At 40.4% G+C, this 26,898-nt stretch carries 29 protein-coding genes; 17 read left to right on the top strand and 12 right to left on the bottom strand.

What is annotated here, in order from left to right; genetic code table 11:
• Window positions 1-33: 33 nt before the first annotated feature.
• A complete protein-coding gene (gene dapA, locus NMS_RS08985; protein WP_041496403.1) occupies window positions 34-915 on the bottom strand; it encodes a 4-hydroxy-tetrahydrodipicolinate synthase in 882 nt (293 codons plus the stop codon).
• A 1-nt stretch (window position 916) separates the two neighbouring features.
• Window positions 917-1,423: a DUF6913 domain-containing protein gene (locus NMS_RS08980; protein WP_041496402.1), complete on the bottom strand. Its 507-nt coding sequence runs from the start codon at window positions 1,421-1,423 to the stop codon at window positions 917-919.
• Window positions 1,424-1,461: 38 nt separating this feature from the next.
• On the opposite strand from NMS_RS08980, the gene NMS_RS08975 reads away from it, so the two are divergent.
• The 4 genes from NMS_RS08975 to NMS_RS08960 all read left to right on the top strand — a co-directional run bounded on the left by NMS_RS08975 (window position 1,462) and on the right by NMS_RS08960 (window position 4,593).
• Entirely contained in the window at window positions 1,462-2,247 is a 786-nt protein-coding gene (locus tag NMS_RS08975; protein ID WP_052476869.1) for a 5'-nucleotidase C-terminal domain-containing protein, read from the top strand.
• Window positions 2,248-2,249: 2 nt separating this feature from the next.
• Entirely contained in the window at window positions 2,250-3,179 is a 930-nt protein-coding gene (locus tag NMS_RS08970; RefSeq protein WP_041496401.1) for a bifunctional metallophosphatase/5'-nucleotidase, read from the top strand.
• Between the two features lie 57 nt (window positions 3,180-3,236).
• The gene (locus NMS_RS08965) at window positions 3,237-4,106 is read left to right on the top strand and encodes a DUF4238 domain-containing protein (RefSeq protein WP_041496400.1); all 870 of its coding nucleotides are present in this window, start codon (window positions 3,237-3,239) and stop codon (window positions 4,104-4,106) included.
• Between the two features lie 73 nt (window positions 4,107-4,179).
• On the top strand, window positions 4,180-4,593 hold the full coding sequence (locus tag NMS_RS08960) for a hypothetical protein (RefSeq protein WP_041496399.1): 414 nt from the start codon (window positions 4,180-4,182) through the stop codon (window positions 4,591-4,593).
• Here the strand turns inward: NMS_RS08960 and ligA are convergent.
• The 3 genes from ligA to NMS_RS08945 are packed head-to-tail and all read right to left on the bottom strand — an operon-like array spanning window position 4,562 to window position 8,048.
• Complete coding sequence (gene ligA, locus NMS_RS08955) at window positions 4,562-6,673, bottom strand: NAD-dependent DNA ligase LigA (protein WP_041496398.1); 2,112 nt, start codon at window positions 6,671-6,673, stop codon at window positions 4,562-4,564. The genes NMS_RS08960 and ligA overlap by 32 nt on opposite strands.
• A 32-nt stretch (window positions 6,674-6,705) precedes the next feature.
• Window positions 6,706-7,566, bottom strand: coding sequence for a N5-glutamine methyltransferase family protein (locus NMS_RS08950; protein ID WP_041496397.1), 861 nt, complete (start codon window positions 7,564-7,566; stop codon window positions 6,706-6,708).
• The gene (locus NMS_RS08945) at window positions 7,563-8,048 is read right to left on the bottom strand and encodes a GNAT family N-acetyltransferase (protein WP_041496396.1); all 486 of its coding nucleotides are present in this window, start codon (window positions 8,046-8,048) and stop codon (window positions 7,563-7,565) included. The genes NMS_RS08950 and NMS_RS08945 overlap by 4 nt, the downstream gene beginning before the upstream one ends.
• A 102-nt stretch (window positions 8,049-8,150) precedes the next feature.
• On the opposite strand from NMS_RS08945, the gene ribD reads away from it, so the two are divergent.
• From ribD to NMS_RS08930, 3 genes are read left to right on the top strand one after another with little or no spacing between them, the layout of a single operon-like run.
• Window positions 8,151-9,155, top strand: coding sequence for a bifunctional diaminohydroxyphosphoribosylaminopyrimidine deaminase/5-amino-6-(5-phosphoribosylamino)uracil reductase RibD (gene ribD / locus NMS_RS08940; protein ID WP_041496395.1), 1,005 nt, complete (start codon window positions 8,151-8,153; stop codon window positions 9,153-9,155).
• A complete protein-coding gene (locus NMS_RS08935) occupies window positions 9,152-10,018 on the top strand; it encodes an EamA family transporter (protein ID WP_041496394.1) in 867 nt (288 codons plus the stop codon). The genes ribD and NMS_RS08935 overlap by 4 nt, the downstream gene beginning before the upstream one ends.
• A 5-nt stretch (window positions 10,019-10,023) precedes the next feature.
• Complete coding sequence (locus NMS_RS08930) at window positions 10,024-10,623, top strand: IMPACT family protein (protein ID WP_041496393.1); 600 nt, start codon at window positions 10,024-10,026, stop codon at window positions 10,621-10,623.
• On the opposite strand, the gene NMS_RS08925 is transcribed toward NMS_RS08930, so the two are convergent.
• Together NMS_RS08925 and NMS_RS08920 are read right to left on the bottom strand one after the other, a co-directional pair.
• Window positions 10,620-11,168 carry a pyridoxamine 5'-phosphate oxidase family protein gene (locus NMS_RS08925; protein ID WP_041496392.1) on the bottom strand — a complete coding sequence of 183 codons (549 nt, stop codon included), beginning with the start codon at window positions 11,166-11,168 and terminating at the stop codon, window positions 10,620-10,622. The genes NMS_RS08930 and NMS_RS08925 overlap by 4 nt on opposite strands.
• Before the next feature lie 30 nt (window positions 11,169-11,198).
• Window positions 11,199-11,609: an acyl-CoA thioesterase gene (locus NMS_RS08920; protein ID WP_041496391.1), complete on the bottom strand. Its 411-nt coding sequence runs from the start codon at window positions 11,607-11,609 to the stop codon at window positions 11,199-11,201.
• A 188-nt stretch (window positions 11,610-11,797) separates the two neighbouring features.
• On the opposite strand from NMS_RS08920, the gene dnaA reads away from it, so the two are divergent.
• Both dnaA and NMS_RS08910 read left to right on the top strand, forming a co-directional pair.
• Window positions 11,798-13,225, top strand: coding sequence for a chromosomal replication initiator protein DnaA (gene dnaA, locus NMS_RS08915; protein ID WP_041497614.1), 1,428 nt, complete (start codon window positions 11,798-11,800; stop codon window positions 13,223-13,225).
• A gap of 1 nt (window position 13,226) precedes the next feature.
• Window positions 13,227-13,688: a low molecular weight protein-tyrosine-phosphatase gene (locus NMS_RS08910; protein WP_041496390.1), complete on the top strand. Its 462-nt coding sequence runs from the start codon at window positions 13,227-13,229 to the stop codon at window positions 13,686-13,688.
• On the opposite strand, the gene NMS_RS08905 is transcribed toward NMS_RS08910, so the two are convergent.
• The 4 genes from NMS_RS08905 to NMS_RS08890 all read right to left on the bottom strand — a co-directional run bounded on the left by NMS_RS08905 (window position 13,685) and on the right by NMS_RS08890 (window position 17,289).
• Window positions 13,685-14,746 (bottom strand): AMP-binding protein, encoded by a 1,062-nt coding sequence (locus NMS_RS08905; protein WP_041496389.1) that lies wholly within the window; start codon window positions 14,744-14,746, stop codon window positions 13,685-13,687. The genes NMS_RS08910 and NMS_RS08905 overlap by 4 nt on opposite strands.
• A gap of 9 nt (window positions 14,747-14,755) precedes the next feature.
• Window positions 14,756-15,721 carry a CPBP family intramembrane glutamic endopeptidase gene (locus NMS_RS08900; RefSeq protein ID WP_041496388.1) on the bottom strand — a complete coding sequence of 322 codons (966 nt, stop codon included), beginning with the start codon at window positions 15,719-15,721 and terminating at the stop codon, window positions 14,756-14,758.
• Window positions 15,722-15,723: 2 nt separating this feature from the next.
• Window positions 15,724-16,767: an o-succinylbenzoate synthase gene (locus NMS_RS08895; RefSeq protein ID WP_041496387.1), complete on the bottom strand. Its 1,044-nt coding sequence runs from the start codon at window positions 16,765-16,767 to the stop codon at window positions 15,724-15,726.
• 63 nt (window positions 16,768-16,830) lie between these two features.
• The gene (locus NMS_RS08890) at window positions 16,831-17,289 is read right to left on the bottom strand and encodes a DUF4442 domain-containing protein (protein WP_041496386.1); all 459 of its coding nucleotides are present in this window, start codon (window positions 17,287-17,289) and stop codon (window positions 16,831-16,833) included.
• Window positions 17,290-17,576: 287 nt separating this feature from the next.
• On the opposite strand from NMS_RS08890, the gene NMS_RS08885 reads away from it, so the two are divergent.
• The 4 genes from NMS_RS08885 (at window position 17,577) to NMS_RS08870 (ending at window position 21,138) form a co-directional block, all read left to right on the top strand.
• Window positions 17,577-18,074, top strand: a complete 498-nt coding sequence (locus NMS_RS08885; RefSeq protein WP_041496385.1) for a DUF4870 domain-containing protein — start codon at window positions 17,577-17,579, stop codon at window positions 18,072-18,074.
• Window position 18,075: 1 nt separating this feature from the next.
• Entirely contained in the window at window positions 18,076-18,417 is a 342-nt protein-coding gene (locus NMS_RS08880) for a PadR family transcriptional regulator (RefSeq protein WP_041496384.1), read from the top strand.
• On the top strand, window positions 18,414-20,204 hold the full coding sequence (locus NMS_RS08875) for a PspC domain-containing protein (RefSeq protein WP_052476868.1): 1,791 nt from the start codon (window positions 18,414-18,416) through the stop codon (window positions 20,202-20,204). Before NMS_RS08880 ends, NMS_RS08875 begins: the two co-directional genes overlap by 4 nt.
• Before the next feature lie 115 nt (window positions 20,205-20,319).
• Window positions 20,320-21,138, top strand: coding sequence for a GIN domain-containing protein (locus NMS_RS08870; protein WP_041496383.1), 819 nt, complete (start codon window positions 20,320-20,322; stop codon window positions 21,136-21,138).
• A 75-nt stretch (window positions 21,139-21,213) separates the two neighbouring features.
• On the opposite strand, the gene trxB is transcribed toward NMS_RS08870, so the two are convergent.
• Window positions 21,214-22,200, bottom strand: coding sequence for a thioredoxin-disulfide reductase (gene trxB / locus NMS_RS08865; protein ID WP_041496382.1), 987 nt, complete (start codon window positions 22,198-22,200; stop codon window positions 21,214-21,216).
• Window positions 22,201-22,317: 117 nt separating this feature from the next.
• On the opposite strand from trxB, the gene NMS_RS08860 reads away from it, so the two are divergent.
• The 4 genes from NMS_RS08860 to NMS_RS08845 all read left to right on the top strand — a co-directional run bounded on the left by NMS_RS08860 (window position 22,318) and on the right by NMS_RS08845 (window position 26,767).
• Window positions 22,318-22,869, top strand: coding sequence for a cupin domain-containing protein (locus NMS_RS08860; protein ID WP_041496381.1), 552 nt, complete (start codon window positions 22,318-22,320; stop codon window positions 22,867-22,869).
• A 52-nt stretch (window positions 22,870-22,921) separates the two neighbouring features.
• Window positions 22,922-24,442, top strand: coding sequence for a Na+/H+ antiporter NhaC (nhaC, locus tag NMS_RS08855; protein WP_041496380.1), 1,521 nt, complete (start codon window positions 22,922-22,924; stop codon window positions 24,440-24,442).
• Window positions 24,443-24,466: 24 nt separating this feature from the next.
• Window positions 24,467-25,339, top strand: coding sequence for a carboxypeptidase-like regulatory domain-containing protein (locus NMS_RS08850; protein WP_197539484.1), 873 nt, complete (start codon window positions 24,467-24,469; stop codon window positions 25,337-25,339).
• 144 nt (window positions 25,340-25,483) lie between these two features.
• Complete coding sequence (locus NMS_RS08845; RefSeq protein WP_041496378.1) at window positions 25,484-26,767, top strand: PQQ-dependent sugar dehydrogenase; 1,284 nt, start codon at window positions 25,484-25,486, stop codon at window positions 26,765-26,767.
• The last annotated feature ends 131 nt before the right edge of the window (window positions 26,768-26,898 follow it).

Raw genomic sequence — 26,898 nt, 5'->3', positions numbered from 1 at the left:
GGCAAACGCACCTTAAGGTTAAACGTGTCTACTCTAGTTCTCGTATGCGTCTAGAAAGGATTTCATGCGCTTTCTCAAATCTTCATCCACAGGAACTAAGGGTAAACGTAGATTCTCTTCTCCTATACCTAAATGAGCTAACAACGACTTGATCCCACCAGGATTTCCCTGTTCAAAGATCAAATCAATACTAGGCGCGATCTTATAATGCAATTCATAGGCTTCTTGAACATCTCCATTCAAGGCATAACGTATCATATCGCTGAAATCTTGAGCTATTGCTTGTCCAATTACTGATATCACTCCTGCACCACCCGCTAAAGTCATAGGTAATGCGATCATATCATCTCCTGAAATGACCAAGAATTCTGGCGGAGAGTACTGAATCATTTTCATAGCCTGTACGATATCTCCTGCCGCTTCTTTAATCGCAACAATATTTTCAAAATCGTGAGCTAACCTTACAACAGTCGCGACTGAGATGTTTGAAGACGTGCGCCCTGGTACATTGTACAATATTATGGGTTTATCTGTAGCCTCGGCGATCGCTTTAAAGTGTTGGTAAATTCCTTCTTGAGTAGGTTTGTTATACGCAGGAGAAACAGATAAAATAGCTGCGAACGGACTTAGATCTGTTTTCTTGATCTGCTCTACTACAATCCTAGTATCATTCCCTCCTATCCCAATGACCAGTGGCAACTTGCTGTCGTTTGCTTTAATGACCGTAGCCACAACCGCCTCTTTCTCCTCACTAGTTAAAGTCACTACTTCACCTGTAGTCCCTAAAACTACTAGATAGTCCGTACCGTTATCGATTTGAAATTCAACAAGCTTCTCTAAAGCGGAGTGATCAACGCTACCATCTTTTTTAAAAGGGGTGATTAGAGCGACTCCAGTTCCTATTAATTCCTGCATTTTATGTTGTTATAATGTTTAGATATTTCTTTAATTCTGCTATAAAAAGTTCTTTTTGATCCAGCGAGGTATCTATCGCAAGGTCATATAATTCGACATCCTGTGTAGGAAATCCCACTTTAAAATCAACTCGCAATGCCAGTGCCACATAATATATTAGGGCTTCCGCTTCTTTAAAATAATTGATCTGCAAGTCAACCTTAGATTTTAACAAATTTTCAAGATGAATGTCTGCGATACCGCCAGACCATTTAAGGGACTTTGAGTGCAAGTAAATGTGGTTTGCACTAGAGGTCGCTTGAGCGTCTTTAGTCATTCCCACTAGAGTCACTTCTTCAATACCCAGTGCTTTAGCCCATTGCTCTATAAAAAGCGTTGATTTCTCGGCATCTGCATTGTACAAGACCACCATAGAGGAAGGTTTAGAGGCATTGCGTAACCTGTTTTCCTTCCTGATCTTGTCCTGCTCTTTGCGCAGCCATCGGCTCTTTAAAACGTCAAAAATCATTTACTTTTACTAACCCAACAAAGGTATAACAATCACCTATGAAAATATCTATGACGGTAACTTGCAGGAAAGGTTTAATGGTTTTCGCTTTCGCGAAAGCGATATTCCTCACAACATCCTGCAAGACAGAAACCTACACAGCTAAGAAGCTGACAGCTAGCCAAACTCAAATCGATTCTACCATCAACGCGGTCGATGAAATTGAAAACTACATCGCTCCCTACAAAAAAAGTCTTGACCTACAGATGGACACACCGCTGAGCTACAATCCTGCAGCCATGTACAAAAATGATACGCCATTAAATACCCGCATAGGAAATATGATGGCAGCGATCGCCAGGATGCAAGGCGAGCCCGTATATACATCCAGAACTGGCAATGATGTAGATGTAGTTTTACTCAATCATGGCGGCATACGTGCTGGAATTCCACAAGGCGATGTGACGTTGCGCACTGCATATGAGGTAATGCCTTTTGAAAACGAAATTGTGGTGGCTGAACTTGCGCCGGCAGAGATGAAAGAACTAGTCAATTATCTAGCTGCTAAAAAACTAGCGCATCCTTTTGACGGGCTACAAATCGAGCTTCAAGACGATGCTATTAAATCAGTCACTTTAAATGGAAGCCCATTAACATACGATCGCAATTATTTTGTCATGACTAATGATTACCTATTGTCTGGAGGAGACAACATGGACTTTTTTACAAGAGCTATTTCCAGTACCCGAATAGATTATAAAGTACGTAATGCCATGATCGATTATTTTAAAAAAACCGATACTTTAGGTTTTGATGTGGACAATAGATTTACAAAAAAGGACTAAGTATGGAACGTAGAAAATTTATAAGAAACACATCTGCCGCTGGAATCATTGCAGGAGCTGGACTTTGGAGTAACACAGCTCTTGCTGCTGGACTTTTCAGTGACATAGATGAGAAAGAGGCTTATAAGAAAATTACCATTCTTCATACGAACGATACCCATTCTCACATCGAGCCCATCAATGGTGGGCGTGATGATGGAAAAGGTGGTGTCGCGAGACGCGCAGCCTTGATCAAAAAGGTGCGCAATGAAAACCCAAATACCATTCTTCTGGACTGCGGTGACATCTTTCAAGGAACACCCTACTTCAATTTTTATGGTGGTGAACTGGAAATTAAATTGATGAGCATGATGGGGTATGATGCTGCCACCATCGGGAACCATGATTTTGATGCCGGTATTGATGGGCTCTACAAGCAACTCCCTCATGCTAATTTTGATTTTGTCATCTCCAACTATGATTTCAGCAATACGATTATGGAGGGACAGACTAAGCCTTATAAGGTGATGGTGAAAGATGGCGTGCGTATAGGTTTATTCGGGCTGGGGATTCAATTGGAAGGGCTTGTCGCTCCTAAAATGTATAAGGAAACAGAGTACCTGGACCCATTAATGATAGCTCAGGATATGGTGATCGCTTTACGCGAAAAAGAACAATGTGACATTGTCATTTGCATGTCTCACTTAGGGTACAAGTACGGAAGCGATAAAATCAGTGACATTGCCCTAGCACAACAAACCAGCGGTATCGACCTCATTATAGGTGGCCACACCCATACCTTCCTAGAACAACCAGATTTAGTGACTAATGCCACAGGTGAAATTGTGATGGTCAATCAAGTGGGTTGTTATGGCATCAATGTGGGACGTATCGACTTTTACATGAATAAAGGGGAACTGGCTGCTGGTGAGAAAGTGGTTTATGAGGTTTAGATTTTCTGCTTTTATATAAATACTGATTATTTTAAACGCATAGACCAAGCATCTTGAATGAATAATAAGTTTAATAGTCGATCATCAAGACATCATTATCTACCAGTTTTTTATTTAAAAGGTTTTTTGAATCGCAATAAAAAGTTTTACATCTTCGATGTTGAACAACAGACTTTTAAAAAAAACTCAAAGGAATTTTCTCCGAAATCTTATTTTTTTGAAAATAATGCAAATACAGTATTTCTCGACTCTAAAGAATCTGATTTTCTAGAATTTTTTCATTCTAAATTGGATAACATGGCTTCAAAGATTTTTTCAATTATGGAAAAATCTACAGCAAACAATCGTTATGGAATTTCAGAAGTTGATATACCAGTTCTAAAACTTTTTATTAGTCAAGTTCATGGAAGGTTGCCAGAGAGCAAGAAGGTTATCCAAGAATTTCTTAGAATCCACGGATTAAAAGAGTTTGGAATAATAATGAACAACGATAAGGATGGTGAAAGAGAAAATGGATTATCAGGTAATAACGAATTTCAAAAAGGTTTAAGTTTAATGATGGCCTTCAGAAATTTTTATTTGGGTACTCAATCAAATCTTCCTTATTCAATTTCATCCTACTCGAGCGATTGTCCTAAAATGATATCCGACAATCCTATTATATTTAAAAGTTCTGATTCATCAAATATTTGGAAAGAAGATCTAGTGTTCCCGCTGACCGGAACCAAGTTATTTATTGCAAGTAAAAATCAAAATCAACAATCACTGAGTTTTAAGTTTTTAGCGGATTTAATTATGTTTAAGCAGGCGAGAAAACATGTAGGCTTCAGCGATACATTATATCTTTATGAACTGCAGAAAATGAATGATAAATTATCCTTAAGCATTGAAGAACTGAAAAAGTATTTTTTTACACAATTAAATTAGAGAATAAACCTTGACCTTTAAAGTTTATTATAATTTTCAGCATATTTTCATCTTGAATTCCAGACATTAATCTATGACCAACTCCACCATCACTAAAGGCTTTATCGTCTCAGGAGTCATGAACACCTTAGGTGTTTTGATCTTTACAAAGGGCTTTACCAACAATGTGATTCCAGAGACAGACCCGGTAGTCATGTCTTATTTTGGACTTTTGATGATTATGGTTTGGGGTCTTGCTTTTATAGCAGTAGCTCGCATTTTTGATAAAGTCAAATGGCTTGTTGGCGTATTTGTATTGGAGAAACTGGCTTATGTAATTGCTTATTCTTACTGGATCTCTAACCATAGCTTACTTGATGTTTATGATCAGGATGTTATGGCAGGACTATTCTATTCCGTTTACGGATTGAATGACTTTATGTTTATGCTGTTTTTTTCCTACGTGTTTTTTAAGATCAAATCATCGCCAGAAACTCTTGCTCGCTGATCATCTTGATGTCTAACTTTTCTGCTTTTTCAAGTTTAGAGGGTCCCATATTCTCACCTCGTACCAGATAATCGGTTTTGGAAGAAAGTGAACTACTCACTTTGCCGCCATTGTCCTCTATCAGCTTTTTTAGATCATTCCTTGACATTTCAAAAACCCCAGAAATCACAAAGCTTTTACCGGCTAACTCATCAGATCTGTTAGAAAGTTCCTCTGCACTCAACGAGAATTGTAGACCTGCATCCTTCAAACGATCTATCAATTCCATATGCTTAGAATCTGTAATAAAATCTACCACTGAAGCTGCGATTCGTTCACCAATTTCTGGTACAGCGCTTAGCTCTTGAATTTTTTCCGCGTTCGCACTTCGACTGCGCTCAGTGTGAACTTCTTCGTCGCTACCCTCCTTGAAATCCTCTTCCTCCACAGTTTCACTGAATAAATCAGCAGATTCATTATCAGTAGTTTGCGGCATTTCCCTCAAAGCATCCATGGATTTGTAATGTCTGGCCAATTTTTTAGCAACTGTTTCTCCCACATATCTAATCCCCAATGCAAAAAGCACGCGTTCAAACGGTATTTGCTTGCTAGCTTCAATTCCTGCCAACATATTTTTAGCGCTCTTTTCAGCCATTCGGTCTAGTGGAATGATTTGCTCGTATTGCAAGTCGTACAAGTCTGCATAATTATGGATCAAACCAGCTTCTACTAACTGGTCTACCGTTTCAGACCCAATACCATCGATATCCATCGCTTTGCGGGAAATAAAGTGCTGGATTCGGCCTTTGACTTGAGGCGGGCAACTGCTGTCGTTAGGACAATAATGCTGCGCCTCACCTTCATGGCGTTCTAATGCCGTACCACACTCCGGACAATGCGTAGCATAGACCGTAGGCTGTGAATTTGCAGGTCGTTTCGTAAGATCTACCGCGATAATTTTAGGAATGATCTCCCCTCCTTTTTCTACAAAAACTTCATCGCCCACACGCACGTCCAGTTTTTCAATTTGATCTGCATTATGAAGACTGGCTCTCTTAACTGTAGTACCTGAAACTTCCACCGGCTGTAAATTAGCTACAGGTGTTATGGCCCCAGTACGACCTACTTGATAGGTGATTTCTTCTAGTCGGGTGGAAACTTGCTCTGCGCTGAATTTATAGGCCATCGCCCATCTGGGTGCTTTGGCGGTAAAGCCTAGCTCTTCCTGATTCTGTAGTTTATTGACTTTAATGACCACCCCATCCGTTTCATAGGGTAACTCTTTACGAGCCACCTCCCAGTAGTCGATAAATTTTAAAACTCCATCGATCCCTTTAACTAGGGTAGAGTGTGGTGGAACTTTGAATCCCCATCTTCTCGCAGCTTCCAGTCCTTCTTCTTGTGTTTTAAAAGGTAGCTCATTACCTACTAACTGATACAGCAAACATTCTAAAGGACGGCTAGCGACTGCTGCGCTGTCTTGCAACTTTAAACTTCCACTGGCGGTATTACGAGGATTGCGGTACAACTCCAGCCCCAGTGCTTCCCGTTCTTTATTCATTTTGTGAAACCCATCCCAGGGCAACACGATTTCTCCACGTATTTCAAATTCTGCCGGAACATCGTCTCCCTTTAGTTGTAAGGGCACTGACTTGATAGTCCGCACATTAGCGGTCACATCATCGCCTTGAGTTCCATCGCCGCGAGTTACTGCTTGAGCGAAAGTTCCATTTTCATAGTGCAGACTGATACTGGCACCATCATATTTGAGTTCGCACACGTATTCTAAATCACCATCTACAGCTTTCTGCAAACGCTTTTCCCAATCTTCCAGATCCTCTCTGTTATAGGAGTTATCTAAAGAGTACATTCGGTTTTTATGCTTGACCGTTTTGAAATTTTTGGTAATCTCACCTCCTACCCGTACCGATGGACTTGTCGCATCGTAAAACTCTGGATGCGCTGCTTCTAATACTTTTAATTGCTCCAATTTTTTATCAAATTCAAAATCAGAAACCGAGGGCTCATCGGTTACATAATAATTATAATTATGCTCGCGCAATTCGGTTCTAAGTGATTCTATTTGAGTTTTAGGATCCATTGGTTGTTAAGGTGTAGTATTTTAATTTCTGATTATTTCCAGCATTTCATCATGCGCGCATTCCCATTCAAATCATTGCGGATCTCGCTTTTGTAACCCAATTGAGCGGCAAGATTTTTCATTTGCTCAGGTAGGTATTGGTTGATTTCAAAATAAACCAATGGTCTGGCTTGACTGGTCGCCAATTCTAATATTTTTATATAAAACACCAGCGGATTCTCATCTGTGACGAAAAGTGCTGTACCTGGCTCATGGTCGATCACATTAATATGTAGCTGTGATTTTTCTAACTCACGTACATAAGGTGGATTGCTAACGATAATATCATAATCACCCAAGGAGTCTTCTTGTAAGATATCTTTCTCAATGCAGTTTATAGCGACTACTGGCGCAATGGCTTTGGCATTTGCACCAGCCACTTGCAAGGCTTCCTTGGAAACATCCAATAAGGTAATTTGCAAGGAGTTTGATGAAGTATTCGCTTTCGCGAAAGCGTCCCCCAAAGAAATCCCAATACATCCACTACCAGTACCTATGTCAAAAACATTTTGAACCGTCTTGCCTTTGTGATCGTCAAGGATCCATTGCACCAGCTCTTCAGTTTCCTGACGAGGGATAAGTGTGTGACGATTTACTTTGAATACATGGCCATAAAAATGGGCCAGACCAGTGATCTGTTGCACTGGTTTTCCATCCAATAAGGTCTCTAAAGATTTCAACAGAATTTCTTCATTTAAATGCGACAAGGGCTCCTCGCCTCGTATCATAATGTCAGATTTTGACAAGTGCAACAAGTCCTCGCAAAGTATCTTGAAAATGGAAATAGATTCCGTTTCAGGATACAAATGCTCCAACCGGTTCACATACACGTCTCGCATCTGCCTTAAAATCATTCGTCTTTAATTTTTTTGATCATTTGAACGGGACAGCTGTAGTGACCCGTATTGCCTAATGGCTGTGTGAGCAATTCAAAACCTACTCGCTTATACAAGCCTTGGGCATCATACATGTTGTCCATGGTTTCTAGATAGACCTGTTCATATTTAAAACTTCTTGCAGTCTCAAGACATCGCTCTATCAATTGCTTGCCATATCCTTTACCACGTGCTTCCGGTAGAAAATACATTTTTTGTAGTTCACAGGTATTTCCATCAAAATTATCCAATGCAGCGATTCCTGCTCCACCATAAATTTTGCCTTCATTTTCCACTACAAAGTATGCAGCTCTAGGTTTTTGATAGGCGGCATACATGCTTTGGGTTGCCGCATCGCTGTAGGCAGTGCCTACTTTAGGAGCATTGTGCTCTAGAATGGTTTGCTGAATGATATCTCGCACAGTAGGATTATCATCAGGATGTATTTTTCTAATCTTCATCTTTCAAAGATAGTAATGCCCTAAAACTAGGATTCAAAAAATGCGCTAAACTTATATTCATATCCCTGCCTTTAATTCACAAAACCTAAATTTGCCAGATCTATGAACCATAACTTCTACATGCAACGTTGTTTGCAACTAGCACAAAATGGATTGGGTACTACCTATCCTAACCCGCTGGTAGGATCTGTGATTGTAGGTGCTGATGGAGTTATTTTAGGCGAAGGCTTCCATCATCAAGCCGGTAAACCTCATGCGGAGGTCAATGCAATTGCAGATGCAGAACAAAGAGGTGTTACCAACTTTTCAAAAGCAATCATTTATGTAAATCTTGAACCCTGCTCCCATCACGGCAAGACTCCGCCTTGTGCGCTCTTGCTTATAGAAAAAGGGTTTAAGCAAGTTGTCATAGGGACACTGGATCCTCATGAAAAAGTAGCTGGTAAAGGAGTGCGATTACTGGAACAGGCAGGAATTAAAGTAGACGTTGGCTTCCTGGAAACAGAATGTAACGAGCTCAATAAGCGATTTTTTACGTTTCATAAAAAACAGCGTCCCTACATTATTCTCAAATGGGCACAAAGTGCCGATGGTTTTTTAGCGCCTCTTTCCAAAAACGAAAACAAGCCCGTATGGATTACCGGAACAGAAACTAGGCAATACGTGCATAAAACCAGAGCGCAAGAACAAGCTATTTTAGTAGGTGGAAAAACGGTGATAGATGACGACCCCAGCCTTACGGTTAGGGACTGGCATGGGAAGCAACCGGTGCGTGTGGTGCTGGATTCCAAAAATGATCTAATTAAAACCTACAAGATCTTTGATGAACAGGCGGATACTAAAGTCCTTCATAGACCTTCTAACGAGATACAATCCATCCTTAAAGATCTCTACGATTTACAAATCCAATCAGTCATTGTAGAAGGCGGATTGAAAACCCTGCAAAGCTTTCTCAATGCAGACGCGTGGGATGAAATTCATCAATATATAGGAACGGTAGTCTACCTTAAAGACGGCTTACCTGCTCCTCATATACCTGCGTTAGCCGAATTGAAAAATCGCCTTATCATTCAAAATGACGTGCTTAAAACCTATATAAAAGCATGATCTGGTTGTTTTTAAGTGTTGCCACATCCAGTTTGTTGTATGTGATCTTTAAATATTATGGAGTATTCAAGGTAAATACTCTACACGCAATTGTGGTGAATTATGTGGTGGCCTCCATCACAGGTTTTATTGCCTATCAAGGAACTTTCAATGCATCCACCATACTTGCTTCCAGTTGGATCTGGTATTCCATCTTTTTAGGTTCTTTATTCATCATCATATTTAACGTGATGGCGTTGACCAGTCAAAAGAACGGCCTGTCTGTCGCAGCGGTTGCTAGCAAAATGTCTCTAGTCATTCCGGTATTTTTTGGAATATGGTTGTACAATGAATCTTTGGGATGGTTAAAGATTGTTGGTATCGTGATCGCACTAGCTTCAGTTTACTTAGTATCCCTGAAATCCAAAGACGGGCTTCCCCTTCAAAAAGGCTACTTTATATTGCCCCTACTTCTATTTTTAGGCAGTGGAACCATCGACACTGTGTTAAAATACGCCGAAAAAGTTCACGTCCCTAGCGGCGAGGAACCTTTATTCAGCGCGGTGTGCTTTACCATGGCTTGTGCCGTGGGCACATTAGTATTGATCTATGAAGCTATTAAAGGACGCTGGCTGCACTGGAAATCTATAGCAGCTGGTATCGCATTAGGTGTTCCAAATTACTTTTCTATCTTTTTTATCATAAAAGCACTGAAAACCGATATGGAAAGTAGCGTCATCTTCCCCATCAATCATGTGGGAACTGTATTGTTCACCGCCCTGCTTGGTTTCCTACTATTTAAAGAGCGATTGCTGCCTAAAAATTACTGGGGCATCTTACTTGCTGTTGTAGCTATAGCTTGTATCGCTTTCGCGAAAGCGTAACTCCTATGAAAGATTCTTATAAAACTATCATATTACCTACTCCAGAAATTCTCTACAAAGAGCGTGGAAGCAAATTTTACGCAACCGCCTTCCCATTAACCGACGAATCTCAAGTTGCTGAATATATACAGCCATTACGCAAAAAATACCAAAAAGCAAACCACCATTGCTATGCTTGGAAACTAGGTGCTACGGCAGATAATTACCGTTCCAATGATGATGGCGAGCCCAGTCATAGCGCTGGAGACCCCATACTTTCACAAATTAACACCTTGGAAATGAGCGATATTCTGGTGGTTGTGACAAGAATATTTGGAGGCACAAAACTAGGGGTCGGCGGACTGATACAAGCCTATCGAGAGGCTGCGCGACAAACATTAGATGAAGCAGAGGTTGTCCTAAGAGTCATCACAGGAAATGTTCAAATTTTCTTTGAGTACCCACAAATGAGTCAGGTCATGCGATTCATCGATGAACGCCAGTATACCATCAAGAGCCAAGAGCTTACTACTTCCTGCCAGATAGATATTGCTGTACCACTATCTCAAATAGATGCCGTAGTGGAGGAGTTAAATAAAATGTACCCCATAAAGGCAACATCTTAAGGCACCAACCATTGTCCATTCCATTGCCCACTTTTTCTAGTATATAAAGCCCTTAAGTGATTAGGTCGCTTGAGTTGCAACAATTCAGCTGCATGGGGTACAAAACGCAATGGCAAAAAGTGATTCTCATTCCGCTCCATGTAGTTGACATGATCGGGATTCTTAATGGGCGATCCAGGCGGCAATTCAGTGGTATAATCTTTTATAGACTTAGAAGTTACCTTAGAAAAGAGGTGTTTGACTTCGTTAGCCTCAGTGATGATTTCCAATTTTCCATCCAGGCGTATTTGACGTAAGGATTTAGGATGGTAAAATAATAGACTTGCTTTAGGATTGATTTGAAGCTGGTGAGCTTTAGTAGTTCGTGAGTCCGTAAAAATGACACACTCTAGCTGTTCACTCACTTCTCTGATCACAATAGTCCTTGACCTAGGTTGTAAATTTTCATCAACCGTTGCGAGGTATGCATACTTAAATGGGTGGTTGCGTTTGCTCATGGCTCCACGCAAATCCTGTTTTAAATCGGCAAAATAATCTTCTAGCATATTTCTATAGTGGTATACAACGTTGAAAACTTACTCAAAGAATAATTCTTGACATCTTTCCAAGAATTCTGGAATGGGTTTTCTGGGTCTAAATGTACTTGCGTCAGTGAACACCAGTGTAAGTTCTGCCGTGGCACAAATATTTCCATCGTTTTTACTGATTTCATATTCAAAAACGACTCTAGTTGTAGGGGGATTCTTAAGGGTAGTTTTGATGGTAATTTCATCACCAAACTTAATCGGATTTTTGTACTTTATATCTATCTGATAGACAGGTAACAGCACTCCATTTTCTTCCATTTTCTGGTAAGAAAACCCTAAAGCGTTCAACCACTCCAATCTTGCTTGCTCCATGTATATCAAGTAGTTAGCATGGTGTATGATTCCCATTTGATCCGTCTCAGAGTACCGAGTTTGAATCTTAACATTTGATGTTTTCATTAAAATTATGAATTAAAATTAGGTGGTTAAAAAGCTTTACTGCATGCGATTAATTTTGGAAAATATCAAACCCCTTTTTAGTTTTTTTTAAGGTTTTTTATACACATATTTGTACCGCTCTTGAGGGATCGTTCATTAACGATATTTTCCTACTCATGAGAGCCAAATCTAACTATAAAAAAGTGTTTATGACATCGACTGCAGAATCGGTATGGGAAAACTGTCTTGAATTTATAAAAGATAATATTAATCCTCAAGCATACAAGACCTGGTTCCTTCCTATAAAAGCAGTAAAGCTTACAGACACTGCCCTAAGCATTCAAGTTCCTAGTAGATTTTTCTATGAATGGTTAGAAGAACACTATATCAAACTATTAAAAACGGCTCTTACTAAAGAGCTAGGTGAGGGCGCAAAATTGATTTATGCCATTAAAATGGAGAACTCCTTAAATGGTATGGAGCCGTTCACTGAAAAAATACCTAGCAGCAACCGTTCTATTTCCAACTCTCAAAGTGTTGATGCGCCTGTACGCAGCAAAAGTCCTGAGCTTAAGAACCCATTTATCATTCCAGGAATACGTCATGTTAAGATTGAGTCTCAACTGAATCCCTCTTATAATTTTGACAGCTTCCTAGAAGGTGACTCTAACCGCTTAGCACGCAGCGCAGGAATGGCGGTAGCTAATAAACCTGGGGGAACTTCTTTTAATCCGTTACTTATTTTTGGTGGTGTAGGATTGGGAAAAACACACTTGGCTCACGCTATAGGTGTTGGTATTAAAGAAAACTACCCAGACAAAACTGTTCTCTATATAAGCGCCGAAAAGTTTACGCAACAATTTATTGAGTCTGTACGCAAGAACAATCGCAACGACTTTATTCACTTCTACCAGATAGTGGATGTATTGATTGTCGATGACATTCAGTTCTTTGCAAGCAAGGCGGGAACACAGGATGTATTCTTCCATATTTTCAACCACTTGCATCAAAACGGCAAGCAAGTCATTCTAACTAGTGACAAGAAACCAGTAGACATGCAAGATATTGAGCAACGCTTACTTTCCCGTTTCAAATGGGGATTGAGTGCAGAACTCAACCATCCTGACTATGAGACTCGGGTTTCCATCATCAAGAACAAGTTGTACCGCGATGGTGTAGAGATGGAGGAAGATATCATCAACTATCTAGCTGATAATATCAAGACCAACATCCGTGAGCTAGAAGGTGCTATCATATCCTTGATTGCTCATTCCTCTTTCAATCACAAGGACATCACTATTGAACTGGCTAAAAAGATTGTTGAGAACTACGTTAAGAATACCAAACGTGAAATCAGCATCGATCAGATTCAGAAAGTAGTAAGTGATTACTTCCAGATGGATGTGGAGACCTTGCAATCTAAAACAAGAAAGCGACACATTGTACAAGCCCGTCAATTAGCCATGTATTTCTCTAAGAAAATGACCAAAGCCTCCCTAGCGAGTATAGGTTCTAAAATTGGAAAAAGAGACCATGCCACTGTATTACATGCTTGTAAAACAGTAGACAATCTAGCGTCCACTGATAAACAATTCAATAAATACGTAGAGGATTTGCGTAAAAAGCTGGCGAATTAGTATGAAGTCTCAGACTTCCATTTTAATGGTGTGTTTGGGGAACATTTGTCGCTCGCCATTGGCTGAGGGATTGATGCGATCCAAACTAAATTTCACCAAGTTTGTTGTGGACAGTGCTGGAACCAGTGGCGGTCACAAAGGAGAAGCTCCTGATAAGCGCTCTATTGAAGTGGCTGAGAAAAACGGATTGGATATTTGCAGTCAACAAAGTCGAAAGTTGCTACCTGAAGATCTTGAAAAGTTCGATTATATCTACGTCATGGACCAGTCTAATCTGGAGGACGTTCAAGCCATGGCAACCAGTGACGAACAACGTCAAAAAATAAAAAAGATTCTAGATGTGCCCTTTCCCGGTGAAAATCTAGATGTTCCAGATCCTTACTATGGCGGGAGTCAAGGATTTATCAACGTTTATAAAATGCTCGATCAAGCGACTGATGCTATAAAGGAGCAACTACACTAAGCCGTTTTTTTCTTATACTTTGATATAATCACCTTTCGATCCACTTTAGCGGTGTGCGTTTCAGCAAATTGCGGAACGAAAATGATGCGTCGTGGCTTTTCAAACCGGTCTAATTTCGCTTTCGCGAAAGCGGACTCTAATTCTACCTCACCTCCTTCTACATAAAGAACTACTTGCTGACCTAAATCCTTTTCAGGCTCAGAGGATATGAAAAACCGCCCGTCAATATACTTAGACAGCTTGTTTTCCAGATTTTCTGGATGGATTTTAACACCACCTGAAATAATCACATTATCAGTTCTTCCTAGAATTTTGAATCGTTTTTCTCCCTCTACAATAGCGAGATCATTACTCACCACAGGCTCATTAATTAAGTCTGGCGCATCGACAATGAGGCAGTCAGCGCCGTTCAATCGGACTTTAATTCCAGGCAATGCTGTAAAAAACTCCTCATATTTAGGATACAATTCACGTATCCCCACATGAGTGCTGGTTTCAGTCATCCCATAGGTATGATATGCTCTGGTATGGCGCCCGTTAAGAGATTCTACTAAAGCCTCATCCACTGGCCCACCGCCGATGATGGTCTTACGACTTTTGTAAAGATGGTCTAGCGAATGCTTAACTTGATAAGCCGTAAGTGCCGTAAAATCATATCTTTTAGTTGCTTTTTCTAATGGATTGCGAGATGGCATGACTAAGTCGATGTGCCAGCCTAATTCAATAGCGCGAACCATCATTAGTTTTCCAGCTACATAACTCAATGGCAAACATCCTAATACATCGCTTCCTGCAGGCAACTTGAATCGCTCGCCAGTCATGCGTGCGCTGTTGATCATGTGCTCTTTTTCCAATCGATATTCCTTAGGCTTTCCTGTAGAACCACTAGAAAATACGGTATGATAAGAGAAATCATCCATCCAGTTCAAAAGAAAATCACCTACCTGTTTCTCGTACATCTCTCCTTCTTTCACATAACTATATGCTACAGTCATTAGACCATTATGGTCTAAGGATCTACCATTTAATTTAAAACTGGGATGTACTTCAGGAATCATAATGTAGGTTTAAGGATTTTCGAATGTGGAGTCGTCGGCTTCCGTCTGGAGTGGCAACTCGATCTTACCGAACAATCGTTGGTTCCAATTCTTCCACTTATACTTCCATGCAAATAAAAGAACTAGGAGCGGATAATAAACCAATAGAGGAATAAATGTGGTAAAATTCACTTCAGGATCTGAAATATCAATCAACAGTGATTCGGTTTGAAAAGCGGTCCAGTCTGCTGTGACAAGCAACGCAATAAACAAGTTATTTGCTGCATGAAAACCTATCGCCAGTTCCGTTCCTTCATCCATCAAAGTGAAAAGTCCTAATAGAAATCCAGTTCCAATGTACCAAAACATAACAGTGTAGCCCAGCTTTCCTATTTCAGGATTAAAAATGTGCATCATCCCAAAAACCACCGAAGTCAATATGAAAGGTACTGCCCTATTTTTTGCCATCAATCCTACTCCCTGCATCATATAACTACGGAAGTACAACTCCTCCCAAGTCGTCTGTATAGGCACTAAAATAATCGCTAATACAAACAAGATCCCAAAGTTAACTGGATCAAAATTCCATAGGTAATCTTCTGGCATTAGATAATATCCTGCGACCGTTGTGATGATTGAGGTAATCCCAACAATTCCAAATGCAAACCAGGTACGACTCCAGTCAAATTTTGCTCTACTGGTGGTCGCTTGGGTCCAGGTAAGTTTATGTACATACTTCACCCATAACCACCATACAACGGTACCTATCACAAACGTAAACATCAAAAAGAAAAAAGTAACGTTAGAAGGTAAATAGGACATCAAAGCAGATTGATCACTCAACACCGCTATATTGCCGTCACTAACAGCTTTAGCTGCAATAGCTATAGTAAAGGGAATGGCTCCTAATAATTGACATCCAAGAAAGATTACTAACAAGCCTAATAGCCAACGCCAGGCTTCATTCTGTGCATTAGCAGCTCTTTTAATAAACATAATTATTGATTTAGAAGGTTAGTCTTCCAGCCAGCTGTATCGTTACAGTACAAGCTTCCCTTCTTAATTTCTAATGGCGATTCTATGTTATTAGTGTATAAGCCACCAGTTCCTAGGCCCTGAGGCATTTTAACTCCTAATGTATAGGTGAATTGTGCTATGGCATTTAAACCTACATTAGATTCCAGCGCACTGGTCATCCACCAGCCTATACTGCGCTCTGTCGCTAGATTGATCCATGCTCTGGAATTAGCGAAACCTCCTACCAACGCCGGTTTCAGTATAATGTATTGAGGTCTTATAGTTTCCAGGCATTGTTCGCGCTCTTCAGGCTGATATATCCCAATTAACTCTTCATCCAGTGCAATGGGTAAAGGAGTCTTCTCGCATAATTGCGCCATTTCTTGCCATTGTCCTGCCTTAATGGGTTGTTCAATGCTATGCACCTTATATTTTGAAATCTCATCAAGCTTGGATAGAACTTCTGACGGTTTGAAAGCGCCGTTTGCATCGACTCTTATGGTGACTTCGCTTTCGCGAAAGCGAGATCGTATCGACTTCAACAGCTCCATCTCAGCATCAAAGTCGATCGCGCCTATCTTCAATTTGATACAATCAAAACCAGAAGCCAATTTCTCTTCTAACTGGGTCATCATGAATTTTTGATCACCCATCCAGACTAAACCATTGATAGGAATTGAGTCTTGAGACTCTGTAAAAGGTGATGGGAATAAAGTAAACGGATCAGCCGATTGTAGGGATTGCATGGCCATTTCATAGCCAAAAAGAATGGAAGGCCAGTCTTGTAGCGCTTCCATCATTTGGGCTGGTTTCATTCCTATATGGTCGCAAACCCATTGCAACTTCTCTTCATAACCGGGCCGGTCGTCACTGGACAAGCCTTTGAACAAGTTGCACTCCCCTATTCCTTTCTCTGTTCCATTATCAAGGATTAAATAGTAGGTGTCTTTAGTATGGAGTACACCACGAGAAGTTCCTGCGGGTTGTTTGAATTCTAACGTATATTTCTGGAAGGTTGCTTTCATGGCACCAAGATAGGCTGCGTTGCTCTCTATGATTGTTATAAAAGGCTCAAAATTAGATGGAAATCAACCTTTACGTTTTACCGTCCACTCAAAACGAAATTTGCTCACCTGAATCCCCTCTTCATTAAAACCGCTGGATTCCATCCATAGGGTTTGACCTTCACCAGTAGTTACAGTTTTTTGAATTGCAGCTGTAATGGCTTCCCCATCATTGCAGGTAAATGTGATGCGACCCGTGGCCTTTTTAGTAAACGTAGCTTCGTTATTAGCCACCAGCATGCTGACTTTAGCATTGGAATTCTTGATGGCAGACATGACTAAAGCACCCGTTGAAAGTTCTGCTGCCATTGCTTGCACGGCAAAATACATGCTGTTGAAAGGATTTTGATTGAACCAACGGTGTTTAACGCTTACCACGCATTGCTCTGGTGTAATTTCTTTAACGCGAACACCGCTCCACCAACAACTGGGTAATTTGAAAAATACAAAGGTGTTGATATTGAAAGGTGTAATACTTGCCATAGAAATGATATAAAATGGAATCCAGGATGAGTCCAGTTGATGGCTAAGATAGCATTTGCGGGTCTCATTTCATATCTGTTTTATCAATATTGTCTGACTTATGAGTTTTACACCACTATAATTTGAAAATTATTTCCATAGGGCAAAATAAGCCGTAACAACTGATATCATTAAGCTTTCGCGAAAGCGAACTGCATTCAAACATCTATCAATTAAAAAATATATGGTACTTTGTATTGCATAATACTATCTTTTAGATATATATTTGCATAAGAAATTAATAGGTCATGGAAAAACAAAACCAATTCAACCATCGCAATATTGCCATGGGAATACATTTAGCCACATTTGGAAAGTGGTTGTTTCCTCTTGGAAATTTTATCCTCCCCATTTTATTGTGGATGGTCAATTCTAAGAAGTCGGATTTTATCGATAGGCACGGGAAACAGGCTATCAACTTTCAATTGAGCATCACCTTATGGACGGTTATTCTCGCGTTCATTGGTGGCGGTATCATTATAGGCAGTATGATATCAGGCGGGCCAACCCTATGGGAGCAAATGGATGGCCATTATTTCCCGTTTGCGGAAGACATGGGAATCTTTTCTACCATTGTCGCTAGTGGTATTATTTGTGGAACCTTGATACTGGCACTTGCTATTGTAGATCTTGTGTGTACCATCAAGGCTGCCATGAAAGCACATGAAGGTGAAATGTATCATTACCCACTAACCATCAATTTTATTCCTGACCATAGCGAGAAGGAAACTACTAATACAGACTAACATGAAGATAGAAAACACAAAGGCGCAAATGCGCAAAGGCGTACTGGAGTACTGCATTCTATCCATTCTTAAGGAAGAAGATGCCTATGTGGCAGAGATCCTTGAGACTTTGAAAGATGCTAAACTCCTGGTAGTGGAAGGAACGATCTATCCACTGCTCACCAGACTTAAAAATGCCGGACTCCTTAATTATAGATGGGAAGAAAGCACGGGCGGGCCACCTCGTAAATACTATGGCCTGACTGAAACAGGGAAAATTTTCCTGACAGAACTTTCCAGCACATGGGATGATCTTAAAAATGCCGTAAACCTAGTTACCAAACCTAAAACTCAAACATCATGAACAAGACCATCAACATCAACCTCGCTGGGCTGTTCTTCCACATAGACGAAGATGCCTATCAACGCTTACAGCGTTATCTGGCTGCGGTACGCAGGTCCTTTGCAGGAACTACTGGCGCTGACGAGATCATGAGCGATATAGAATCCAGAATTGCAGAGCTTTTCCTAGAAAAGCGTGCTAACGATCAACAAGTCATATCCATAGGACATGTAGAAGCCGTGATAGACATCATGGGCCAACCAGAAGATTATGAAGTAGACGAAGAGATCTTCAACGAGTCCGAATCTAAAGCTAAGCGCCCTGCTTATGCTATGAGAAGCAAGCAATTATTTAGAGATACACAAAACGGTTATATAGGTGGTGTAAGTTCTGGATTGGGCTATTACTTAGGGATTGACACTGTTTGGGTTCGCGTTTTATGGATCGTTACTTTGTTCTTGACCTCTGGCTTTTCCTTCTTTATCTATTTGATCTTATGGATTTTTGTTCCAGATGCGGTAACAACAAACCAACGTTTGACCATGATGGGCAAAGAAGTGAACATATCTAATATTGAAGAGAACTTCAAGTCGGGTTTTGAACCAGTAGTCGACGGGAAGACCGACGCCGACTACCGTATCGTAGGTCAAAAGGGAAAAAGAGGTACCGTTCGTTTCTTCAGTGTACTGGGCAGAATCATAAAGGGAATTTTAAAAGCCATAGTCAAAATATTTGGACTTTTGCTCTTCTTGGTTTCAACCATTGCCCTAGTTGCCTTGATTGTCTCTACTATTACAGCAAGTTTTATCAATATAGACGGTTACAGCCTGCTCAATATATTTGATCTGGTAGTACCTTCTGAATTTGCAAGCTTTTGGCTCATACTAGCCATTATATTGACAGCGGGAATACCCTTGTTCTTGTTGGCCGTGCTGGGTCTTAGGCTCTTAGTAAGTAACTTGAAAGCTTTAGGTTCTAAAGTTTACATTTCGCTAGCAGCGGTTTGGATTGTTGCTGTCATTGCTTTGAGTATCATGATAGGTAGAATTGCAGCGAGCCAGGCGATCGACGCGACCGTCCAAAAAACAGAGAAATTTAGTGTTGATAAGGAAAAGGTGTTTTCATTAGAATTAACCGATTCTGGAAATCAAGGCCGTTATAATAGTAATCGACGAGCGTTTCAAATTGATTTTGACAAGGTCAATGGTGTAGAGATGATCAGGTACTACGAAACTAAGTTTGCTATAGGCTCAACCACAGATTCTGTGGCTAGAGTAGAAATCCTATATAAAGGAAAAGGCTCCAGCTTTGAACAAGCCAAGGAACGCGCAAAAGCAATTCAATTTGAATACAAGTTGACAGACTCTTCCTTTGTAGCTTCGGATTATTTCACGCTGCCTAAGGATAGTAGATTTATCGATCCAGATATTGAGGTGATGATCTATCTACCAGAAGCTACTAAAGCTAGATTCAATGAACGATTCGGCGAGCGTTATAGATCCTGGATAAGCAACGATGCCTTCAACCTGGGTAATAACAATGAGTATACCTACCAGATCAAAGACGGTAAAGCAGTATGTCTGGATTGTCCCGTGATAGAAGAGGTGAAAGAAGTCGAGGAAATTTCAAACGACAGCATCACGCAACCCAGTGTTCCAGTAGAAGAAAATGATGGAGATTGGAAATATGATGGTAACGATGGAGTTTCTCAAAATGATGCGGTACAATCAAAAGAGGATGAAGGATGGGTCACCACAAAAACAGATGTAAAAACTATCGCATGGAACTCTAAAAAGGAACAGCCATGATAGCATTACTCTATTACCTCATCGACTGGATCCTCCTATAATTTAGGCAATACATTAAGAACCGTTTCACTGTTGTGGAGCGGTTTTTCGTTAATTTTGAGTTCAAACGAACAGAATGAAAAATATAGGAATAGTAACAGTCCTTTTATTGAGTTTCGCTTTCGCGAAAGCGCAAAAAGTAAAAGGCAACCGAGATGTCACTACAAGAATTATTGAATTAACAGAATTCCAAGAAGTCAGCATAGGAGAAGATTTTGAGGTATCCCTTGCTGAAGGGCCAGAACCCAAAGTGGATATCGCAACTGACTCTAATTTACACCAGTATATCAATGTTGACGTAATAGGTGGGATTCTTACGGTAAAAACATCGGCAGATATCAGACGCAGCAAACGCATGAAAATAACTGTGATTTATACGCCTGGAATGAATAAAATCACAGCCTTTGAGGATGCTGAAATCTCTACCGTGACAAATTTGAGAATGGACAACTTACAAGTTAATGTAAAAGACGATGCTAAGGTGTTTCTAACTGGACGTGTCAATAACTTGACTTTTAATGGAATGGCAGACTCCAGGTCAGAATGTAATTTGAGTGGTGATACTGCACAATTCAACTTGACTGGTTCTTCTGACACGAAAGCTTTAGTAATGTACAAACAAATTGACTTTATGATGACAGATCGTGCCGCGGCACGTATGGAAGGAGATGCAGACGATTCCAGTATGGTACTGGAAGGAAAGTGTAGTCTGACCGCTGAAAAATTGGACCTTAAAGATCTTAAGCTGAACATCAAAAAAGACGCTGAAGCTACCGTAAACGTATCTAACAATATAGAACTGAGAGCCTCTGGGGATTCTAAGACAACACTTTACAACAGCGCCAAAATTGACATGGTAGAGTTTGCTGGCAAGGCTGCTTTGATGAAGGGATAATCATCATTTGAACCAACTAAAAATCCCTTGCTGGCGTTGCCAGCAAGGGATTTTTTTATTCTGCTATTTCTAGGGTTACTCAATACTATAGTCTCCAGCCTTCACCTCTGCCACCACGCCTATGTCGGCAAGATAACGTTCTGCATCTAGAGCCGCCATACAACCAGATCCAGCAGCAGTGACTGCTTGACGGTAGATTTTATCCTGGACATCACCACTGGCAAACACACCTGGTAAATTAGTTTTAGTAGTTCCTGGTGTGGTTTTCAAATATCCATCAGCACCCATATCCAGCTGTCCTTTGAAGATGTCTGTGTTAGGTTTGTGACCTATAGCGATAAACAATCCTGTGATCTCGATGTCATGTTTGTTTCCAGTTTCATTATTCACGATGCGCAAACCTTCTACTACATTATCACCTAGCACCTCATCCACCTCGCTGTTATAAAGCACCTCAATGTTTTTTAGGCTATGTACCCGGTGTTGCATGGCTTTAGAAGCTTTCATATAATCTTTACGGACAAGCATCGTAACGCTTTTACATATTTTGGCTAGGTATGATGCTTCCTCTGCAGCCGTATCTCCTGCTCCAACAATAGCTACATCTTGATTTTTATAGAAAAAACCATCACATACTGCACAAGCACTTACACCACCACCGCGCAAACGTTGCTCACTCTCTAATCCTAAATATTTTGCAGATGCTCCTGTAGAAATAATTACCGTATTTGCTTCTAGGTTTGTTTTACCGTCGACAGTCACTTTGTGAATTCCACCTCTTTCATTAGAAAACTCTACAGCCGTTACCATACCAAATCGAACTTCAGTACCAAAACGTTCCGCTTGTTTTTGTAAATCTACCATCATCGCTGGTCCATCGATACCGTCTGGATATCCAGGAAAATTATCCACCTCTGTCGTTGTAGTTAATTGTCCACCAGGTTCCATCCCTGTGTACATGATAGGGTGCATATCTGCACGTGCTGCATATATAGCTGCGGTATATCCTGCGGGTCCTGACCCGATAATCAAACACTTTATTCGTTCTATTTGCTCTGACATCCTTAAAATTTTTGGAATACAAAAATACTATTTAAAAGCGGCCTAAGTAAAGCCTGCTAATTGGTATTTATTATCACTTTATCAAACAAATGCATGTGCTAGCACTTAGCTTTGAGCATGCCAACTATCTATAGGAATCCCATTACTAAAGAAAAAGCAACGCTACTCGCTACCAGCCGAAGCACGGATGGCACTTACACATATATAGAAGTAGAGCTACAACCTGGAGGTGGTAACCCTGTGCATTACCACCAGCAGTTCACGGAAGAATTTGAGCCTATTGAGGGAATATTAGGAGTTCACTATCTAGGAAAAGAACTACGCCTGACACCAGGAGAGAAATTCAAAGTACCCATCAGGCACAACCACCGATTTTACAATCCTAATGACGTGCCGATCGTTTTTCGCGCGCGATTAGAACCTGGTCAACCCGGTTTTGAGAACTTTATGGCCGTACTTTTTGGGTTGGTAAGTGATGGAAAAACATTTGGTCCAAATCAAATTCCGTATAATCCTTTTTATGCCGTACTCTTATTGGAATGGGGTGATACACAAGTGGACTCCTTGTTATTCAAATTGTTGCGTCCTTTGATGCGGGTGGCAGTTACGCTTTCGCGAAAGCTAGGATATGAGAAAAAACTGCTAGAAACCTATGTAAGGCACGAATAGGGTTTGCAACTGCAATTGCAAAGTTGTAACATTACGGACATCTTTATTTTACATGGAAAGCCAAAACATTAACCACGAGGACGAAAAAATTATTGAAAACAGAGAATTAAACATTTGGGAAGCCTTGATCCCTGTGGCCGCTCTTATAGGCATGCTTGCCTTTAATGTTTTAGTGGTGTATGGCGATGATGCCTTATCTGGATCTAACCAATTTATCCTCTTACTAGGTGCAGCGGTGGCTGCGATTGTTGGCTTTTTTAATAAGGTCTCTTATGAAACCATGATTGAAGAAGTCGCCCAAAACTTAAAATCGACTACTGGTGCCATCCTTATCTTATTAATGGTAGGTGCACTGGCTGGTACGTGGCTCATAAGCGGGATCATTCCCACCATGATTTACTATGGGCTTGACATTTTGAACCCGACCATTTTTCTAGCTGCTTGTGTGGTTATTTGTGCGGTCATCTCCGTTGCAACAGGAAGCAGCTGGACGACCAGCGCAACTGTGGGTATTGCACTAATAGGTATTGCTGGAGCACTAGACATTAATGCTGGGATGACTGCGGGTGCGGTCTTGAGTGGGGCTTATTTTGGCGATAAGCTATCACCGTTAAGTGATACCACAAATCTTGCTCCTGCCATGGCGGGAACTGATTTGTTTACGCACATCAAATACATGACGCTTACCACAGTACCGACCATCATTATTACGCTGATTGTTTTTGTGATTCTAGGTTTCACCATAGAGCATACCGGTAAAGCAGATATTTCCTCTTACCAAAGCGCAATTGACAATACGTTCAATACCTCACCTTGGCTATTTGTAGTTCCTGTTCTAGTTATTGCTATGATTGTGAAGAAAGTATCGCCTCTAGTAGCTTTACTAGTCGGGACCTTGTTAGCGGCTGCCGCTGCTTTATTTTTCCAACCAGATTTAGTTCTTGCTGCTAGTGGGTTAGAGAATTGGGATACGGTTTCTGCTTATAAAGGCATCATGAACGCTATTACTGTGGACACCTCCATAGCTCCTATCACAGATAATGTGGAAATAGGCGAAAAGCTTGCCGGGTTATTTGAAGCAGGTGGAATGGCAGGAATGTTAGGAACCATCTGGCTCATCGTTTGCGCTATGGTTTTCGGCGGTGTGATGGATGCGATAGGGGCACTAGCTACTATCAGTAAGGCCCTATTGAATTTATTTGATTCGGTTTTTGGATTGTTTGCAAGTACGGTGGTGAGTTGTCTCGCCATTAACGTGACGGCTAGTGATCAATATCTAGCGATCGTAGTTCCAGGAAAAATGTATGCTAAAGCCTATAGAGATAAAGGGCTAGCACCAGAAAACTTGTCTAGAACTCTGGAAGATTCTGGTACTGTAACTTCCGTACTGATCCCTTGGAATACTTGTGGAGCGTATCAAAGCACCACATTAGGTGTTGACGTGGTCTCTTATTTACCTTATGCGATTTTTAATTACCTATCGCCATTTATGACCTTACTGTTTGCGGCGTTTAGCATTAAGATTAAGGAACTTTCTGGGAAGGTAGTTGGTGAGAGGCAGGTGGAGCTGTAGCCAGAAATATTATAAACGATCATATTGAAGGACTTACTGACCATTCTGATCTTACTAATGAATTACTTAGCTTTTAGTCAAGTATATAAAGGAGTGGTATTAGAAAATGAAACTCCAATTTTAGGCGCTACAGTTTCAGTAAAAGGAACAAACGTAATTACACAAACCGATTTTGATGGTAAATTTGAAATTACGGTTCCTGAAGGTTTCAACATTTTACTCTTTAGTCTTTCAGGCTATGAAGTAGTTGAATATGAACTTGAGAACAATGCGTTCATAACTGTTAATATGCAGACTTTTAGAGAACGTGGAATCTGGATGTCAATTGGTAGTTTTTCAGATTTGAGTTTTGCGCCCTACGGTATTTCAATTAGTAATGGACAAGAAGAGCAGAACCTAATGCACTTTGAAAGTTTCCAGGAGAAAATATCACTAAAATTAGCTATCGCTACTGACTTTGCAGATAACTTGACATATGAAACAAAATTCACCTATTACAATTCATTATTTAGCAAGGTTTTCTTCAACAACTCAATCGAGTACATTAAAAAGGATTATTCTAATTTTCAATTCGAAGCCTATAATCTATCTTCAAATGTTACAAGTCTAAACTTCATAAACTCTTTACTGACGACCAAAATTGGTATTCAAAGTTTCAATAATTATAAAGGTTTTGGCGGAGCGATAGGCATTGAAAGACACCATTACAATTTGCAATTACAGTACGGTGCGCAACTAGGCTACTGGAATAAGTACCTAACTTATGCAGTTTATTATAGAATGTTTCTTATTAATGATAAATTGAGTTTCATTGCGAACTACGATAGAATCAATAGGACTAATTTTTTCGAGGCTGGTCTACTTTTTATGTTCAAAACAAGCAAGCACAAATATTAATTCATATTTTTTTCTGTACTACAATTAATCTACTACATCTAATTTCTTGTGCCTTATTTTCTTAAAACCTTTCCCTAAAATCCCGTTAACCACAGCTCCTTTCTACCCCTTACCTCCTATTTTTATAACTTCAAAACAAAAGCTATGAACAAGTATTTATATACGTTATTATTTTCTTTACTGTTGATTTCCTGTAAGTCAAAAGACCCTAAGGATAGCACTCCGCAGGAAGTCAAGGAAGAAATGAGCGATAATTCCAATCAAGTAGTAACTACCGCTATAGGTGAAATTACTTTACCAGCGCCTTACGCGACTGAATCAGAAGTTTTGGTGAGTAATGTGATAGGTTGGCAAGATGGCAACATGCCTACAGCTCCTGAAGGTTTTAAAGTAAACGCTTTCGCGAAAGCGTTAAAACATCCAAGATGGACTTATGTTCACGATAATGGAGATGTATTTGTCATAGAATCCAACACCAGAAATAGCGCGAACCAAATCACCTTGCTACGCGATACGGATAAGGACGGTGAAGCCGATTATCAAAACGTATTCGTTAGCGGATTAAATCAGCCGTTTGGGATGTTGATTATTGGGAATACCTTTTATGTAGCAAACACGGACGGCTTGTACCAATATCCATATACCAATGGAATGGAACAACTTAACGGCTCAGGAACTAAAATTTTAGATTTGCCTGCAGGTGGTTATAACAATCACTGGACTCGAAACTTGATTACGAATGCTGACCAATCTAAAATCTACATTTCGGTAGGTTCTGGATCCAATGTTGGAGAAAACGGTATGGAATATGAAAAGCGTCGTGCCACCATTCTGGAAATCAACCCTGATGGAAGCGGAGAAATAGAATACGCTACTGGACTAAGAAATCCAGTTGGAATGGACTGGAATCCAGTTACTGGCGAACTTTGGACAGCAGTTAATGAAAGAGATAAATTAGGAAATAACTTAGTTCCTGATTATGCTACCAGCGTTAAAAAAGGCGGCTGGTACGGCTGGCCTTACTCCTATTATGGAGATATTAAAGATCCACGATGGAGTGAAGACCCACATCAAGAATTGGTTGACAAAGCCATCGTTCCAGATGTGCCGCTAGGACCACACACCGCATCTTTAGGTTTTACATTTTATACTGCAAACCAATTTCCAAAGCTTTACAAAAATGGGGCGTTTATAGGCCAACACGGTTCCTGGAACCGCAAACCATTAAGCGGATACAAAGTAGTTTTTATCCCGTTTGACGCTGCAGGAAAACCACAACCGCCGATGGACTTCTTGACCGGCTTTACTGCTAAAGGCTCTGATAAAGATGTATACGGTAGACCTGTAGGAGTTACTGTTCACAAGGACGGAAGTTTGTTAGTGAACGACGATGACAGTGGCGTGCTTTGGAGAGTGAGTGCGATCTAATAGGTACCAAAAAAAACTAGAAATTCAAGATACCTGAAACTGACTAAGTTTCGGGTATCTTTGGTTATACGCTTATTTCAATTCATCCTATATGAAATTAATTTATTGCTCAACCCTTCTTTCACCCTATA

The sequence above is a fragment of the Nonlabens marinus S1-08 genome (assembly GCF_000831385.1).
Classification (GTDB): Bacteria; Bacteroidota; Bacteroidia; order Flavobacteriales; family Flavobacteriaceae; genus Nonlabens; species Nonlabens marinus.
Note: the sequence above shows the minus strand (reverse complement) of the source record. Positions and strands in the feature narration are given on the sequence as shown.